Below are 14,132 nucleotides of genomic sequence, written 5' to 3' on the forward strand. Positions count from 1 at the left end.
GGACACTGTCATCAGTATCCGGCACGTCGACAAACATTACATGAAGTACAGGTCGTCCTTGGTTACACTACCGACGATCAGTGCGATATCGATGGCCGCGCCCGCCCCGGTGCCGTCGGCATCCCAGTAGAGCTGCCCCGTGGTGTCGTCCCAAATGAACTGAGCGTCCGTGCCCACCGACGCAGTCCCGATGGTGAACTCCGAAGCCGACAGGGTGTGGCTGGCCGCGAAGCCGTAATCCGCGCCCGTGAACACCAGCCGGTCGGTGTCCTGTTCGAAGTCAGTGATCGTGTCGGTGCCGTTGGCTGCCGCGTCCGAGAAAACGAAGTCATCGGTATCGCCACCGCCGGTCAGGCTGTCATCGCCCACCCCGCCGGTCAGAATGTTGGCACCCGACGTACCGGTGATGGCGTTGTCGAGACCGTTCCCGGTGCCATTAGTTGCACCGCCGGTCAGAATGATGTTTTCGACATCGGCCGTCAGGGAGTAGTCCACCGAAGCGGTTACCGTGTCCGTCCCTTCGCTCGCAGCTTCGACCACCACGTCGCCAGCGTCATCGACGACATAACTGTCGTCGCCATCGCCACCGGTGAGCGTGTCTGCACCTGCGCCGCCATCCAGGACATTGTTGCCGTTGGTGCCGGTAATGGCGTTGTCGAGCGCATTGCCCGTGCCGTTGGCCGCCAACCCCGTCAGGATCAGGTTTTCGACGTTGGCCGTCAGGGCGTAATCCACCGAAGCTGATACCGCATCCGTGCCTTCGCCGGACGCTTCGGTCACCACGTCGCCAGCGTCATCGACGACATAGCTGTCGTCGCCGCCGCCACCGGTTAGCGTGTCCGCACCCGCGCTGCCATCCAGCGTGTCATTGCCGTCCCCGCCCGACAGGCTGTTGTTGCCCGCCGTCCCTATGATGGTGTTGGCCTGGCTGTTGCCCGTGCCGGACAACGCCGCGCCGGTCAGGATCAGGTGTTCGACCTCGGCTGTCAGGCCATAGTCGATGCCGGCTGAGACCGTGTCCGTGCCCTGGCCGGCTATTTCCACGACAACATCGCCGGCATCGTCAACGACGTAAGCGTCATTGCCCGCGCCGCCGCTGAGGCTGTCCGCGCCGACGCCGCCATCGAGACTGTCCTGGCCATTGCCGCCCGAAAGCGTGTCATTGCCATCGCCGCCCGAGAGGCTGTTATTGCCGCCATTGCCTGTCAGCGTGTTGTCGAGGGCGTTGCCGGTCGCCGATGTGTTGCCCGATCCCGACAGGATGACGGTTTCGATATTGGCCGTGGCGGTGTAGCTGATCGACGACGACACCGTATCCGCGCCTTCGCCGAGGGCTTCGACGACAGAGTCCGAAGCGCTGTCGACAGAGTAGAAGTCGTTTCCGAGCCCGCCGATCATGCTGTCGCTGCTTCCGCCACCGTTCAGCGTGTCGTTACCGTCACCGCCGATCAGCGTATCGTTGCCGCCTCCGCCGGACAGACTGTTGTCGCCGCTGTTGCCGGTGAGCGTGTTGGCTTGGCTGTTGCCTGTGCTCGATATATTACCGGAGCCGGTCAGCACGACGTTTTCGACGTTCGCCGCCGCATTGAAGCTGACCGAGGCATGGATCGTATCGGTACCTTCGCTGGCGTTTTCGACCACCACTTCGCCAGCATCATCAACATAATAGGTATCGTTGCCCGCACCACCGTTCAGCGTATCCGCTCCCGCAGCCCCGTCCAGCGTGTTGGCCGAGGCATTGCCGGTGATGGCATTGGCCCCGGCATTGCCGGTGCCGTCGCTGGCCGAACCCAGCAGGGTCAGATGCTCGAAATCGGCCGCGAGGGTGTGGCTCAGGTGGGAGCGGACCATGTCAGTGCCTTCGCCTGCGTTTTCAACGATGACGTCGCTACCGTTGTCGATGACGTAGGTGTCGTCGCCAAGTCCGCCGCTCAGGCTATCCGAGCCCAGGCCACCGTCCAGCGTATCATTGCCGTCACCGCCGTTGAGCGTATTGTCGCCGTCATTGCCGGTGAGGACGTTGTCTGCGCTGTTGCCGGTTCCGGTCAGCGCCGCCGCACCGGTCAGCGTCAGGTTTTCGAAATTGGCGCCCAGGGCGTGCGAGGCATTGATAACGACCGTATCAGTGCCCGCGTTGGAGCCTTCGGTGAAGACATCGCCGGCGTCGTCGACGATATATGTGTCGTCGCCCAGCCCGCCTGTGAGCGTATCGGCACCTGCGCCGCCGTCGAGAATATTATTCCCGCTGTTGCCATTGAGCACATTGCCGTTGTCATTTCCGGTGACATCGATGTTGCCGGAGCCCGTCAGATTCAGCGCTTCGATATTGTCTACGCCGGCCAGCGAATAGGAGGCGGTCGCCTCGATGGTGTCGTTGCCCTCACCCGCCAATTCGGTGACGATATCGCCGGTATTATCGACGCGGTAAAGATCGTCGCCGACTCCGCCAATCAGCGTGTCCACACCGCCGCCGCCATCGACCGTATCGTTGCCGTCATGGCTTGTCAAAACGTTGGCGGCGACATTGCCTACCATGTCGTTGGCGACGCTGTTGCCTGTGCCGTTGATGGTGTCGGCACCCGTCAGGGTCAGGTTTTCGAAGTTGGTCGCCAGGGTCCACGTGATGGAGGAACGGATACGATCGATGCCCTGCCCGGCCGTTTCTGTCAGCAGGTCAGCGATATTATCGACGCCGTACGTGTCATTGCCGGTGCTGCCGGTCAGGGTATCAACGCCGCCACCGCCATCCAGCCAGTCATTGCCGTCATACCCCAGCAGCGAGCTGTTGCCGGAATTGCCGAGGATGACGTTGTCGAGGACGTTACCGTAGCCATGGATATTGGCCGTACCTGTCTGTGTCAGGTTCTCAACATTGGCTTCGAGCGTATACCCCCTGTGGACATACACAAGGTCGGTGCCCCCATTGGGGTCCTCGAAGGTGCGATCGTTGAGATCGACCAAGGTCACATCAACGACAAAGGTGTCGTCACCCAGGCCGCCGTACATTGAGTCATAGCCGGTGCCGCCGTCGATGTAATCGTTGCCGCCGTTGCCAAACAGGAAGTCCCTGTCGCCGCCGTAGCCCATCAATATGTTATTGCCGCTGTTGCCATTAAGCTGGTTGTTGATGGCATTGCCGCTTGCATTGATGTCGGCGGTTCCGAGGAGAGTAATGCGGTCCAGGTTTGCGTCGGCCACAAGACTGAAATAGGTATAGGCGTGGTCTGCGCCCGCGCCACCGATTACCACATCACCAATATTATCGACCATATAGGCATCCTGACCGCCGCCGCCGACCATGGTGTCGGCGCCTTCGCCGCCGTCAAGATCATCGTCCCCGGTCCCACCTTCCAGGCGGTCGGCACCCTCATAGCCGAAAAGTGTGTCGTTTCCTTCGTTGCCGTACAGCGTGTTGTCACCCGACGTTCCGCGCATGATATTGGCCGCCTTGTTGGCATGGCCGACAAGATTACCCGTGCCAGTCAGGATCAGTTCGTCGATATTGTCGCTCAGGTCGTAGGTCACCGATGAATAAACGATATCCCAACCATGGGCTGGCAAGGTTTCCTGAATAACATCGTACCAGGAGTCGACATAATAGACGTCATCCTGCGACAGGCCGATCATGGTATCATCGCCCACGCCGCCGTCCAGCGTATCGGCACCGATATAACCGTGCAGCACATCATTGCCGCCACCACCTGTGATGAGGTTGGCGCCGGAATTGCCGATGATTACGTTAGCGACGGCTGTGCCCGTGATGTCGGCGCTTATGGTATCCGTCGCCGTCAGCGTCAGGTTTTCGATATTGGCGAGGGTGTTCATATCGGTGGAGAATGAGGTGTAGACAGTGTCCGCCCCCTCACCCGCCGCTTCGACGACAACGTCACCGAGATGGTCGATATAGAAGGCATCATTGCCTGTTCCGCCCGTCATCGTATCCGCGCCGGTCCCGCCATACAGGGTGTCGTTGCCCCCGGACCCGATGAGGTTGTCCGCTCCGTCGAGGCCGTACAGCGTGTCATTGTCCGCACCTCCGTCAACAATGTCATCACCTGCATCGCCACTGATGAAGTCGGTTCCGGCCGAGCCCCACAGGGTGTCGTTGCCGCCGCCCGCGTAGATGGTGTCGTTGCCGGCCCCGCCATCAATGGTTTCGTGCGCGACCGTGCCATAGTATTTTTCGGCGCCGCCGCTGACAGTTGTATTGGTGAAGACCTGCTGGTGCACGTCACCCAGTGACTGATAATGCACCCAGGCCGCGACAAAATTGCCGTTCTCGGTCTCGGCAAAGACAGGATGAACCTGACTTCCGGTCAACTGGGTATTGACCAGGGTCTCAAAGCCCACCGTATTCCCGTCAGCGTCGTAACGCTGCATATAGGTGCCGTAGGGCAGGCTGGAGACGACGTCCTGGTTCTTACTGGTCCAACCTATGACGAAACCTCCGTCGGCCAGGGCCGTGACCCGGCCGTAATTCTGGTTTTCTGCCGTGTAGGTATTGACCCGGAACTCTGCTCCCAGCGCGTTGTCGGCCGAGTCGAAACGTTGCGCATAAACACCCAGATCGCTACCGTCCTGCCCGTAGCTGCTCCAGGTGATGACGTAGGTGTCGTTGTTCAGCACCGCGACAAATGGAATCCCCTGATCGCTGGTGGTATAGGTGTTGATACGCCTTTCGGATCCCACCGCAACGCCGCTGGCATTAAACCGCTGGGCATAAACGCCCCAGGTCGAGCCGTCCTGAAGGTAGCTGGCCCAGGTGATGACATAGCTGCCGTCGCTGAAGGCAGCGACGGACTGGTTGGTTTGGGCATTGGCCGTGGTGGTGTTAATTCGGGTCTCCCCTCCGGCCGCAGCGCCCGACAGCTCGTAACGCTGAGCGAAGATGCCGGAGGAATCGACCTGGCCGGTCTGCGCGCCGTTGCCTTCCCAGGTGACGATAAAGCCGTTCGCGCCCAGATCACTGATCTGCAAACCCAGCAGCGGCTCGGTCGTTGCCAGCCCCTGATTGCCGGCTGTAGTCGTGTTGACGCGGAACTCCGAGCCCTGCGTCGTGCCATCCGAATTGAACCGCTGGGCGTAAATCCCTGCCCCTGGCCCGTCCTGACCATTGCTGACCCAGGCAACCACGTAGTCGCCGTCGTCCAGGCGCGCGACCGTCGGCGTCGTCTGCTCACCCGCGGTCGTGGTGTTGACGCGGGTTTCGGCGCCAACCTTGGTTCCGGCATTGTCAAAGCGTTGCTGGTAAATGCCATGGCCGGATCCGTCCTGGCCGCTGCTCTGCCATATGAGCGTATAGCCGCCCCCCGGATGCGTGACGATCTTGTGATCGAACTGGTTGCTTGTCACGTAGGTGTTGGCGGTTGTGACCGCACCGGCCGTATAGGCAGTGACCATTTAAAATTCCCCTGTAAGCAAGCGCGAGCGCTTCATTGCCTCGCCCGTTGGGGAATACGGTAACACCGGTTTGCGACGGTTACTTGCTGAAAATCGCGTTAAGGACGAAGTTTCCACATACAAGTCATGCGGATTGATAACGATCGTTATCCGTGCCTACCTCACCCTCAGTTGCGTGTCCGGCGTGACGCGCCAGACCGTATTGCCGGCGTCATCCGCCACCAAAAGCGCGCCGTCGATATCCTGAGCCACGCCGACCGGCCGGCCGCGCGCCTTGCCGTCGGGCCCTAAAAACCCGGTCAGCACGTCCTGCGGCATGCCCGAAGGCTGGCCGCCCGAAAACGGCACGAATATCACCTTGTAACCCGACGGCGGATTGCGGTTCCACGATCCGTGCTGGCCGACAAAGGCCCCGTTCTTGTAGCCTTCCGACAACAGCCCACCCGTATAGAAGGTCAGGCCCAATGAGGCCGTATGCGCGCCCAAGGCAAAGTCCGGCTTGATGGCGGACGCCACCTTGGCCGGGTCCTGCGGCTTCACCCGCGTATCGACGATCTGGCCATAATAGCTGTAGGGCCAGCCGTAGAACCCGCCCGGCTTCACCGAGGTCATGTAATCGGGCACCAGATCCGAGCCGATCTCGTCGCGCTCATTGACCACGGTCCACAATGCGCCGGTTTCCGGGTTCCACGCCATGCCGACCGGATTGCGCAGGCCGCTGGCGAACAGCCGTGTCGCCCCTGTGGCCGCGTCGATTTCCAGGATCGCGGCGCGGTTGGATTCCGCCGCCATGCCGTTTTCGGCGACGTTGGAGTTCGAGCCCACCGACACATAGAGCTTGCCGCCGTCCTTCGACGCAATCAGCCCCTTGGTCCAGTGATGGTTGATCGGCCCGCCCGGCAGGTCGGCGACCTTGGTGGCCGGACCGGTGATGGCCGTATCGCCTTCGTGATAGGTATAGCGGACAAGGCTGTCGGTATTGGCGACATAGAGCTGGTCGCCGATCAGCGCCATGCCGAACGGCGAGTTGAGATTCTGCAGGAAGACGACCTGAAGCTCGGCCGCGCCGTCGTGATTGGCATCGCGCAAGAGCGTGATACGGTTGGGGCTGCCGCGATTGGAGCCCGCCTTCTTCATCAGCATCTTCATGAAAAAGCCGCGGATGCTGTTGTCTTCCTTTGGCTTGGGCGGGGCGTCGCTTTCGGCCACCAGCACGTCGCCGTTCGGCAGGACATGGAGCCAGCGCGGGTGGGTCAGGTTGCGCGCGAAGGCTTCGACCTGCAGGCCAGGCGCGGGCGTCGGCGCCTGGTCGATCGTCCAGCCGGCGACCTCGGCGATCTTGACCGTCGGCACCAGGGTTTTCACGGGCTTGGGCAGTTTCGGATTGACGCCCATGCCATCTTCGGGACGCAGGGTCGCGGTTTCGCCGCAGCCGGTGAGCACGAGCGCGACACCGAGCAGCAGAAGCTTTTTCATGGGCCGGTTCATGGGGCCTGATCCTATGTAAGCGCCGCCACCTTCGCGTGGCTCATCTCCCTGCATACGTGGCCGCAGCGCTGGCAGATCTCGGCGCAGGCCAGCATTTCCGCACCCCCGACGGTTTCGCAGGAGATGGCGCAGGCGTCGCAGACGTCGGCGCAGGCCAGGCACGTCGCCATGTGCAGCTCAGAGCCGCGCGTCAGGAAGTCGGCGCAGGTCTGGCACATCTGGATGCAGTCGGCCATGATCTTCACATGGGCGGGCGCGGCGTGGGCGCCGCCCATCTGAAGGCAATGATTATAAAGGGTTGTCTGGCACGTGTCGCGGCATTGCCAGCACAGCTCGATACAGGCCCGGGACGCGTTGGGATCGTGATGCATGGCGGGGCCCTCTCACCGGCGGTTTTCCTCCGCGTAGCGTGTTCCGTCATGAGGATACAGTCACAATTGCATGGCTGGCGATAAGAAAGGCGTAAGTGTTCACAGGCGGCCGCCACTGTGCGCTGTGAAAATTTTTCATTCTCCCCGGCCTTGCCCTCTTGAAGACCGGCCGTGACGCTTCCCATATCTTGCCCGAGCGCGGTTTCCGCTCTCATTTGTCCTTCCAAACTCTTGTTCCGATGAGGATTTGCAATGACAGCACAACTTTTCCCCAACTCGCTTTTCGGCAGCACGATCGGCTTCGAACGCCTGAACGACCTGTTCACGCAGCTGAGCCAGGGCGATAATGACGGCTATCCGCCATACGATATCGAAAAGGCCGGAGACGACCAGTACCGCATCACCATCGCCGTCGCCGGCTTCAGCGAGGCAGAACTCCAGCTCAGCGCCAAGGACGACGAACTGGTCGTCACCGGCCGCAAGGAGACGTCGAACGACAACGGCACCTACCTGCATCGCGGCATCGCCGCCCGCCAGTTCGAGCGCCATTTCCGTCTGGCCAGCTATATGGTCGTCAAAGGCGCGGAACTGAAGGATGGCCTGCTGCGCATCGACCTGGCCCGCGAGCTGCCGGAGACGCTAAAGCCGCGCCGCATCGAAATCCGGTCCGGCGAAAATGGCCTGGCCGCGCCGGAACGGCAGAAGAAGCTGGCCTGACGTTCACCCCGTCTTGATGACCTGTTTCAATAAGGAGGTTCATGTCATGGACATCAAGAAACTCAATCCGTGGAACTGGTTCAGCCGTGAAGAACCGGCACACCACAATCTTCCGGTCACGGCTTCGCAAAACGCGGTCGCGATCCATCCCGCCGATGCGATGACGCGCTTTCATCAGGAGCTGGACCAAAGCTTCGCCAACCTGTTCCGCAATTTCGGCATGGGGCCGCTTGCCGCCTGGCCAGACGCCGTGGGCGCTGGTACGTGGCGGCCATCGGTCGATGTCGTCTCGCGCGACAAGGACTATGTCGTCAGCGTCGAAGTCCCCGGCGCCGACGCGCAGGACGTCCATCTGGAAGTGACGCCCGACGGCGCCTTGATCGTCAGCGGCGAGAAGCGGCAGGAGAATAGCAGCAAGGATGGCGGCGTCCACCGCATCGAACGGTCGTACGGCGCCTTCCGGCGGGTATTGTCCTTGCCGGATGACATCGACCGCGACGCCATTGATGCCCAGTTCCGGGATGGTGTTCTGACCATCACCTGCCCGAAGACCGCCGTGGCGACTACGCCCGGCCGCAAGATCGACATCCGCAAGGCGGCGTAAGCCTATGGACGGTTCAAAAGGTGGTCATCATGAGCGAAACCGCAACCGATATCCGCACAACCGATCCGCAGGTGGCGGACACCGGCGAATCCGCCGCGTCCGCCCAACCCGCCTTTACGCCGTCCGGTCGCGCCACGTTCCGCCGCAGCGTTCTCTTGACACCTGAGGAAGAACGGGTCTGCGACATGGCAACGGATTAAGGCCGGCACATTGTCGAAACTTGGCGAAGCCGGCGCCCCGGCTTCGCCTCTTACGCCACCCTGAGCAGCCTCGCCGCCGGGCCGTTGTCCTGCCAGCGCAGCGCCGGCACCGCGTCCAGCATCGGCCGCAGTTGCGCCAGCGAGGCCGGCTTGACCATATAGCCCGCCGCGCCCAGCCTACGCGCCTGTTCCTGGTCGCTGTCCTGGGTCGAGCCCGTGCACATCACCACCGTCATGTCGGCGAAGTCGCCTTCGCGGCGCAGGGCCTCCAGCGTCTCGAAGCCGTCCATGCCCGGCATGTTGATATCAAGCAGGATCAGGTCGAAGCGCTCACCGCTCACCCGCGCCTTGCGCAGCACATCCAGCGCCTCGCGGCCCGAGCGCGCCACGGTCAGGTCGAACTCGGCCTTGTCGCGGTCGCGCAAAAGGACGCGTGTCAGTTCGATATCGGCTTCGCGGTCGTCGACCAGCAGCACATGCGCCAGGCCCGCGGCCTGTCCCGCCGGAGCGGCGCTCTTTACCGCGCGCGCGCCCGCCGCGCGCGCCGTATCGGCCGCCTTGGGAAGGGTAAAATGGAAGGTCGCGCCCTCGCCTTCACGGCTTTCGCACCAGATGCGGCCACCGTGCATGGCGATGATTTTGGCGCAGATGGCCAGGCCGAGGCCCGCGCCCTCCTCGCTGAGCCTCAGGCGCTTGAACGGCTGGAAGATGCGCTGCAGGTCGCTTTCCGCGATCCCCGGCCCGTTGTCGGCGACGGTGAAATGCCAGTGCGCGCCGTCGTCCTTCGCATTGATGCGGACACGGGCTGGGCCGTTCGCATGCTTGATGGCATTGCCGATCAGGTTCTGAAAGACCTGGAGCAGCTGCGCGGCATTGGCGTCCACGGTCGGCAGCGGACCGGCCTCGATCGTCGCGCCGGACGATGTGATGAGCTGGCGCAGGCTGTCCTGGGCGCCGCTGAGGACGTCTCCAGCATCCGTCGCCGCCTTGACGGCGCGTGACGGGTCGTGCAGCCGCGTGTAGGAATAGACCGTTTCGACCAGCATGCCCATGCGGTCGGCGGCCTTGCGGATAAAGTCGAAATAGAGCGGCCCGCTGTCGCCGACATCGCCTTCGGCGATCAGGTCGGAAAAGGCCCGCACCGTGCGCACCGGCTCCTTCAGGTCGTGCGCCAGGGCGTGGGTGAAGACCTCAAGCGATTCATGCTGCTGCTGGATGCGGGCGCTCTGGGTCTCCAGCATGCCCACCTTCTGGCGCAGCTCCTCGATCAGCCGGACGTTTTCCAGCGCCACCGAGGTGGTGTTCGCCAGGGCCTGCAGCACCCGCAACTGCTCATCAGTCGGATGGTAGTTGGTCGCCCAGTAATTGCCGATGGCGCCCACCGGCGACTCCGTGCGGATCGGCACCATGGCCAGGGACTTCACGAAGGTCGGGCGGTAGGCCTCGGCCGGCACGCGCGCGTCATTATAGATGTCTTCGATGACCACGGATTGCGCGTGGTTCATCACCCAGCCCGAGACGCACATCTCCATCGGAAAGCGCTTGCCCTTCCACAAGGGCGCGATGGCGTTCTCGTCGGCATAGTAGCACTGATCGCCATCCCTGAGCACGAAGGTCGCCCCGTCGGCGCCGGTCAGCTCACGCGCGGCATCGCGGGCGATTCGCGTTATGGTGGCAACATCGCGCGCCTGCGACAGCGCCTGGACGACGCCAACCAGGCGTTCCATCGCCTCAAGATAGGTCGGAAACCGTTGTTTTTCTTCACCCGCCTGGGTGTGCTGGCCGGACAAGGAGGTGGTCATGCGAGGAATCCCTAACCTGCTGCCAAAGAACGCCGGCAGTCCGCACTACCTGTACTATGAATTGAGTGAACGAAAATCTAATAACAATTTTGTGCCTTAAAGCTTTGGTCACACGGCCTTTCTACACTCTGGCGAACCAGTTCCGGGGGAGTGCCATGATCACGGTGTTTCATACGACGGGTGGAAGGGTTGCCGAACTGCAACTCGACCCGACGCATAATGTGCCGGACGAACCCATGTGGATCGACCTGCTCAACCCGACCAATGACGAACTGCGCCTCCTGCCCCAGACGCTGAACCTGGCCCTGCCCAGCCGCGAGGAGATCTGGCGCAACCATGCGCTTAACCGCATGTACACGCGCGACGGCACCTCCTACATGACCGCGGCGCTGACCGTCGGCGGTGAAGGACAGCCAAAAACCTCCACGGTCACCTTCATCCTGACGCCGGATTTCCTCATCACCATCCGCGATATCGATCCGGAGCCCTTCCTGAGCTTTCAGCAGGACCTGCTTTTGAACGGCAAGCGCTTCCGCACCAGCGCCGATGTCCTGGAAGGCCTGCTGGAAGAGGTGATCCTGCGCGTCGCCGCCGACCACGCCCAGGTCGTCCAGGGGCTGGACGGCCTGTCGCGGCGCATCTTCGCCGATCACGCGTTCGACGGCCGCAAGGGCAATCCGTCGCTGATCATGGGCGGGGTGCTGAAGGAACTGGGCCACATCGCCGACCTCAATTCCAAGATCAACGAAAGCACGCACAGCCTGATGCGCCTGCTGACCTATATCCGCGAAGACCACAGCCCGGACAATGCCGCCATCTGCCATGATGCCGCCCGCCTGATCAAGGACGCGAAGTCGCTGGCCGACCAGTCGGCGTTCCTGAACGACAAGATCAATTTCCAGCTCGAAAGCGCGCTCGGCATGATCAATGTCGAACAGAACCTGATCGCCAAGATCTTCTCGGTGGTGGCGCTGATTTTCCTGCCGCCGACTCTTGTGGCGGGCTTCTACGGCATGAACTTCGCCCATATGCCCGAGCTGACCTGGGCATACGGCTATCCCATGGCGATCATCCTGATGGCGCTGTTCGCCGTGCTGCCGTATGTGTACTTCCGGCATAAGCGGTGGCTATAAGTCGCACATGAACCGCTTATGTCCGTAGCGCCTTACCATGCCACGGCCTTACGTATCAGGCGCTATCCTCAACTGCCGCCACGCAGTCCCAGGAGGATGAAATGCCAGACAACAACTTCCAGAACCAAGGTCAGGGCCAGTCGCAAGGTCAGCAGGGCGACCTCGGGAACGACGCCATCGACAAGGGTATCGATACCGAAAACGACGGCGATATGGGCACGGGCAACGATGTCGTCGGCGTCGATGGCAGCGTGCTGAACCCGGACGGCTCGCCGGAAGGCACCGATCTGAACGGAAATGAAGACCTTACGCCCAACGTCGAAGCCGAAGACGACCCGCAAGCCAACCGAAACGAGCAGGCCGCGACCTGACCGACCAAACCACCATTAAAGAAGGCGCACTCCGGTGCGCCTTTTCGTTTACCACGGACGACAAATGACGCCACACGACCAGTTCGCCAGCGATCTTGAAGCCATCCTCGAAAGCATCAAACAGCAACGCATGGAGCTGATGAACGGCAGCTATGACAAAGAGACGCGCGCGCTCGTCTGCGAGCGCCTTCGCTATCTGGCCAATGAGGCGAAAACGCTCCTTACGGAACTGGACCGGATCGACGAGGCGGCGAAGTAGCGGCACTGCGCAGCACATCACTGATGATACGCGCCGCTGGCCCAGGCGCATAATCGCCGCGGTGCGCAAGATATGCGGTGAGCATGCTTTCGCCGCCTGCCCCCAGTGCCGGAGCGTCCAGCCTTACCAGCCGTCCCGCCGCCAAATCCGCTTCGATCAGCCACAGTGGCAACCGCCCCCAACCAACGCCTTCGACAATAAGGGCGTGTTTGGCGGCCTGGCTCTGGACGCGCCACGTTTCCGGCGACAGCACGCCATAATCGCTGCCTTCGCTCCAGGTCGTGGGATCGCTGATGACGATCTGCAGATGGCCGGCCATGTCGGCGACCGTCACCGCCGCCTTGCCAAACCGGACCGAAACGTCGATAACCTGCTGGTACAAAAGAGAGAGAAACAGCAAAGACAATGGGTGTCTTTATTATCGACGTTGAGTCCGACGGCCCGGCCGCCGGCATATATTCCATGGTATCCATCGGCATCGTAAAGCTTGACCGGGACCTGAAAACCACCTTCACAGCGCGGTTCGCGCCGATATCCGAGCGTTGGATTCCCGAAGCCCTGGCCATATCGGGCATCACGCGCGAACAGCATCTGGCCCGATGCTGAGATCGGTACGCGCGCCATGATCGCTTTCCTGGCTGAGCATTCCACCGACCGGCCGTCCTTTGTGTCGGACAATCCAGCCTTCGATTTCCAGTGGCCGAGCCATTACTGCGCCCGCATCGATGCGCCTAACCCGTTCGGTCATTCGGGCCGGCGGATAGGCGACCTCTATGCGGGCCTGACGCGCAAATGGTCGGCAGCTTCCGACTGGAAGAAGTTCCGCAAGACCGCCCATACCCACGATCCGGTCGATGATGCCTTAGGCAATGCCGAGGCACTGATCTATCTGGCGGATCATTACGGCCTGAAAATCAAGGGGCTGTCCTAGCCTATCGCTGTGCGGAACGTCCCCTGCTCGCCGTAGTCTGGGAGGGCATTCGTGTGACTTCAGACACCATGGCGAGCCAGCATCCACACCGCCATGGCGACCATCATAAGGTTTTCGGTCAGCGACACGAAGCCAAGCGGCACATTGCTGTCGCCGCCGACGCAGGCGCATTTCAGCTCGCGCCTGTCGATATAGACAGCCTTATAGACCGACGCGGCGCCGATGGTGCCGATGACCAGCGCCACCGGGATCGACAGCCAGTTGAGCACGCCGGCGATCATCAGCACGCCCGCGCCAAATTCCGCGAACGGATAGATATAGCCGTAGGGCACCCAGCGTTTGGCCAGCAGGTCGTAGTTCAGGAACATGGTCGAGAACTTTTCGACATTCTGCAGCTTCAGCACCGCCAGCACGACCATGGTGAAGGCGATGAACAGCTCGGCGGCGTGGAGCGTCAGCGGCGCTCCGCCAAGGAGGTAGCTGACCGCCATGGCCATCAGCGCCGTGCCGGCGAATACCGCCAGCACCGGCGTATAGCTGGGCGTCTTCGGGTCGGGCACCTTTTGGCCGAAATGACGGCGCAGGTCGTCATAACCGCCGATGCGCCGGCCATCGATAAAGACCTGTGGCGTCGTGGCGACACCGTGCTCAGCCTTGAACGCGTCGGTCTCCCCGCGCGTTGTCAGCCAGTGGTCGTTGACCGCAAAGCCTTTGGATTTCAGCAGGTGCAGGGCCTTCAGGCCATAGGGGCAGGTGTGGCTGGCCATCACCATGCGATGGATTTCAGCGGTTTTTGGGGGCTGGGTCATGGGTGCAATCCTCTCGATTGCTCCCTATATGGGGTCTGTACCATAGT

Annotated in this window: 14 protein-coding genes; 8 read left to right on the forward strand and 6 right to left on the reverse strand. The window is 61.9% G+C overall.

Annotated features, from left to right (window positions below; genetic code table 11):
* Positions 1 to 36: 36 nt before the first annotated feature.
* The 3 genes from J2X24_RS06690 to J2X24_RS06700 all read right to left on the reverse strand — a co-directional run bounded on the left by J2X24_RS06690 (position 37) and on the right by J2X24_RS06700 (position 7,259).
* Positions 37 to 5,400, reverse strand: a complete 5,364-nt coding sequence (locus J2X24_RS06690; protein ID WP_209718539.1) for a beta strand repeat-containing protein — start codon at positions 5,398 to 5,400, stop codon at positions 37 to 39.
* A gap of 156 nt (positions 5,401 to 5,556) precedes the next feature.
* The gene (locus J2X24_RS06695; protein WP_245344504.1) at positions 5,557 to 6,876 is read right to left on the reverse strand and encodes a PQQ-dependent sugar dehydrogenase; all 1,320 of its coding nucleotides are present in this window, start codon (positions 6,874 to 6,876) and stop codon (positions 5,557 to 5,559) included.
* A gap of 23 nt (positions 6,877 to 6,899) precedes the next feature.
* Positions 6,900 to 7,259: a four-helix bundle copper-binding protein gene (locus tag J2X24_RS06700; protein ID WP_209718546.1), complete on the reverse strand. Its 360-nt coding sequence runs from the start codon at positions 7,257 to 7,259 to the stop codon at positions 6,900 to 6,902.
* A 252-nt stretch (positions 7,260 to 7,511) separates the two neighbouring features.
* Between J2X24_RS06700 and J2X24_RS06705 the strand changes: the two genes are divergently transcribed.
* Genes J2X24_RS06705 through J2X24_RS06715 form a run of 3 tightly spaced genes read left to right on the forward strand, consistent with a single transcriptional unit; the run spans position 7,512 to position 8,780 of the window.
* Positions 7,512 to 7,976: an Hsp20 family protein gene (locus J2X24_RS06705; protein ID WP_209718549.1), complete on the forward strand. Its 465-nt coding sequence runs from the start codon at positions 7,512 to 7,514 to the stop codon at positions 7,974 to 7,976.
* 46 nt (positions 7,977 to 8,022) lie between these two features.
* The gene (locus J2X24_RS06710) at positions 8,023 to 8,580 is read left to right on the forward strand and encodes an Hsp20/alpha crystallin family protein (RefSeq protein WP_209718551.1); all 558 of its coding nucleotides are present in this window, start codon (positions 8,023 to 8,025) and stop codon (positions 8,578 to 8,580) included.
* Between the two features lie 29 nt (positions 8,581 to 8,609).
* A complete protein-coding gene (locus tag J2X24_RS06715; protein ID WP_209718553.1) occupies positions 8,610 to 8,780 on the forward strand; it encodes a hypothetical protein in 171 nt (56 codons plus the stop codon).
* A gap of 50 nt (positions 8,781 to 8,830) precedes the next feature.
* On the opposite strand, the gene J2X24_RS06720 is transcribed toward J2X24_RS06715, so the two are convergent.
* Positions 8,831 to 10,582: an ATP-binding protein gene (locus tag J2X24_RS06720; RefSeq protein ID WP_209718555.1), complete on the reverse strand. Its 1,752-nt coding sequence runs from the start codon at positions 10,580 to 10,582 to the stop codon at positions 8,831 to 8,833.
* 155 nt (positions 10,583 to 10,737) lie between these two features.
* On the opposite strand from J2X24_RS06720, the gene J2X24_RS06725 reads away from it, so the two are divergent.
* The 3 genes from J2X24_RS06725 (at position 10,738) to J2X24_RS06735 (ending at position 12,345) form a co-directional block, all read left to right on the forward strand.
* Entirely contained in the window at positions 10,738 to 11,715 is a 978-nt protein-coding gene (locus tag J2X24_RS06725; protein WP_209718557.1) for a magnesium transporter CorA family protein, read from the forward strand.
* A 101-nt stretch (positions 11,716 to 11,816) separates the two neighbouring features.
* Entirely contained in the window at positions 11,817 to 12,086 is a 270-nt protein-coding gene (locus J2X24_RS06730) for a hypothetical protein (protein WP_209718560.1), read from the forward strand.
* A 64-nt stretch (positions 12,087 to 12,150) separates the two neighbouring features.
* Entirely contained in the window at positions 12,151 to 12,345 is a 195-nt protein-coding gene (locus J2X24_RS06735; RefSeq protein ID WP_209718562.1) for a hypothetical protein, read from the forward strand.
* Here the strand turns inward: J2X24_RS06735 and J2X24_RS06740 are convergent.
* Positions 12,308 to 12,745, reverse strand: a complete 438-nt coding sequence (locus J2X24_RS06740; RefSeq protein WP_209718564.1) for a LysR substrate-binding domain-containing protein — start codon at positions 12,743 to 12,745, stop codon at positions 12,308 to 12,310. The genes J2X24_RS06735 and J2X24_RS06740 overlap by 38 nt on opposite strands.
* Positions 12,746 to 12,750: 5 nt before the next feature.
* Here J2X24_RS06740 and J2X24_RS06745 point away from each other — a divergent pair, with 5 nt between their 5' ends.
* Both J2X24_RS06745 and J2X24_RS06750 read left to right on the forward strand, forming a co-directional pair.
* Entirely contained in the window at positions 12,751 to 12,951 is a 201-nt protein-coding gene (locus J2X24_RS06745) for a hypothetical protein (RefSeq protein ID WP_209718566.1), read from the forward strand.
* 16 nt (positions 12,952 to 12,967) lie between these two features.
* On the forward strand, positions 12,968 to 13,276 hold the full coding sequence (locus tag J2X24_RS06750) for a hypothetical protein (RefSeq protein WP_209718568.1): 309 nt from the start codon (positions 12,968 to 12,970) through the stop codon (positions 13,274 to 13,276).
* Between the two features lie 59 nt (positions 13,277 to 13,335).
* On the opposite strand, the gene J2X24_RS22720 is transcribed toward J2X24_RS06750, so the two are convergent.
* On the reverse strand, positions 13,336 to 14,085 hold the full coding sequence (locus tag J2X24_RS22720; RefSeq protein WP_209718570.1) for a glutaredoxin family protein: 750 nt from the start codon (positions 14,083 to 14,085) through the stop codon (positions 13,336 to 13,338).
* Positions 14,086 to 14,132 lie beyond the last annotated feature (47 nt).

Source organism: Asticcacaulis solisilvae, assembly GCF_017875235.1.
In the GTDB taxonomy this organism is placed as follows: Bacteria; Pseudomonadota; Alphaproteobacteria; order Caulobacterales; family Caulobacteraceae; genus Asticcacaulis; species Asticcacaulis solisilvae_A.

Coding starts and splice junctions, on each gene's coding strand:
- J2X24_RS06690 (WP_209718539.1), bottom strand. CDS start 5,400: ATGGTCACTGCCTATACGGCCGGTGCGGTCACAACCGCCAACACCTAC.
- J2X24_RS06695 (WP_245344504.1), bottom strand. CDS start 6,876: ATGAAAAAGCTTCTGCTGCTCGGTGTCGCGCTCGTGCTCACCGGCTGC.
- J2X24_RS06700 (WP_209718546.1), bottom strand. CDS start 7,259: ATGCATCACGATCCCAACGCGTCCCGGGCCTGTATCGAGCTGTGCTGG.
- J2X24_RS06705 (WP_209718549.1), top strand. CDS start 7,512: ATGACAGCACAACTTTTCCCCAACTCGCTTTTCGGCAGCACGATCGGC.
- J2X24_RS06710 (WP_209718551.1), top strand. CDS start 8,023: ATGGACATCAAGAAACTCAATCCGTGGAACTGGTTCAGCCGTGAAGAA.
- J2X24_RS06715 (WP_209718553.1), top strand. CDS start 8,610: ATGAGCGAAACCGCAACCGATATCCGCACAACCGATCCGCAGGTGGCG.
- J2X24_RS06720 (WP_209718555.1), bottom strand. CDS start 10,582: ATGACCACCTCCTTGTCCGGCCAGCACACCCAGGCGGGTGAAGAAAAA.
- J2X24_RS06725 (WP_209718557.1), top strand. CDS start 10,738: ATGATCACGGTGTTTCATACGACGGGTGGAAGGGTTGCCGAACTGCAA.
- J2X24_RS06730 (WP_209718560.1), top strand. CDS start 11,817: ATGCCAGACAACAACTTCCAGAACCAAGGTCAGGGCCAGTCGCAAGGT.
- J2X24_RS06735 (WP_209718562.1), top strand. CDS start 12,151: ATGACGCCACACGACCAGTTCGCCAGCGATCTTGAAGCCATCCTCGAA.
- J2X24_RS06745 (WP_209718566.1), top strand. CDS start 12,751: ATGGGTGTCTTTATTATCGACGTTGAGTCCGACGGCCCGGCCGCCGGC.
- J2X24_RS06750 (WP_209718568.1), top strand. CDS start 12,968: ATGATCGCTTTCCTGGCTGAGCATTCCACCGACCGGCCGTCCTTTGTG.
- J2X24_RS22720 (WP_209718570.1), bottom strand. CDS start 14,085: ATGACCCAGCCCCCAAAAACCGCTGAAATCCATCGCATGGTGATGGCC.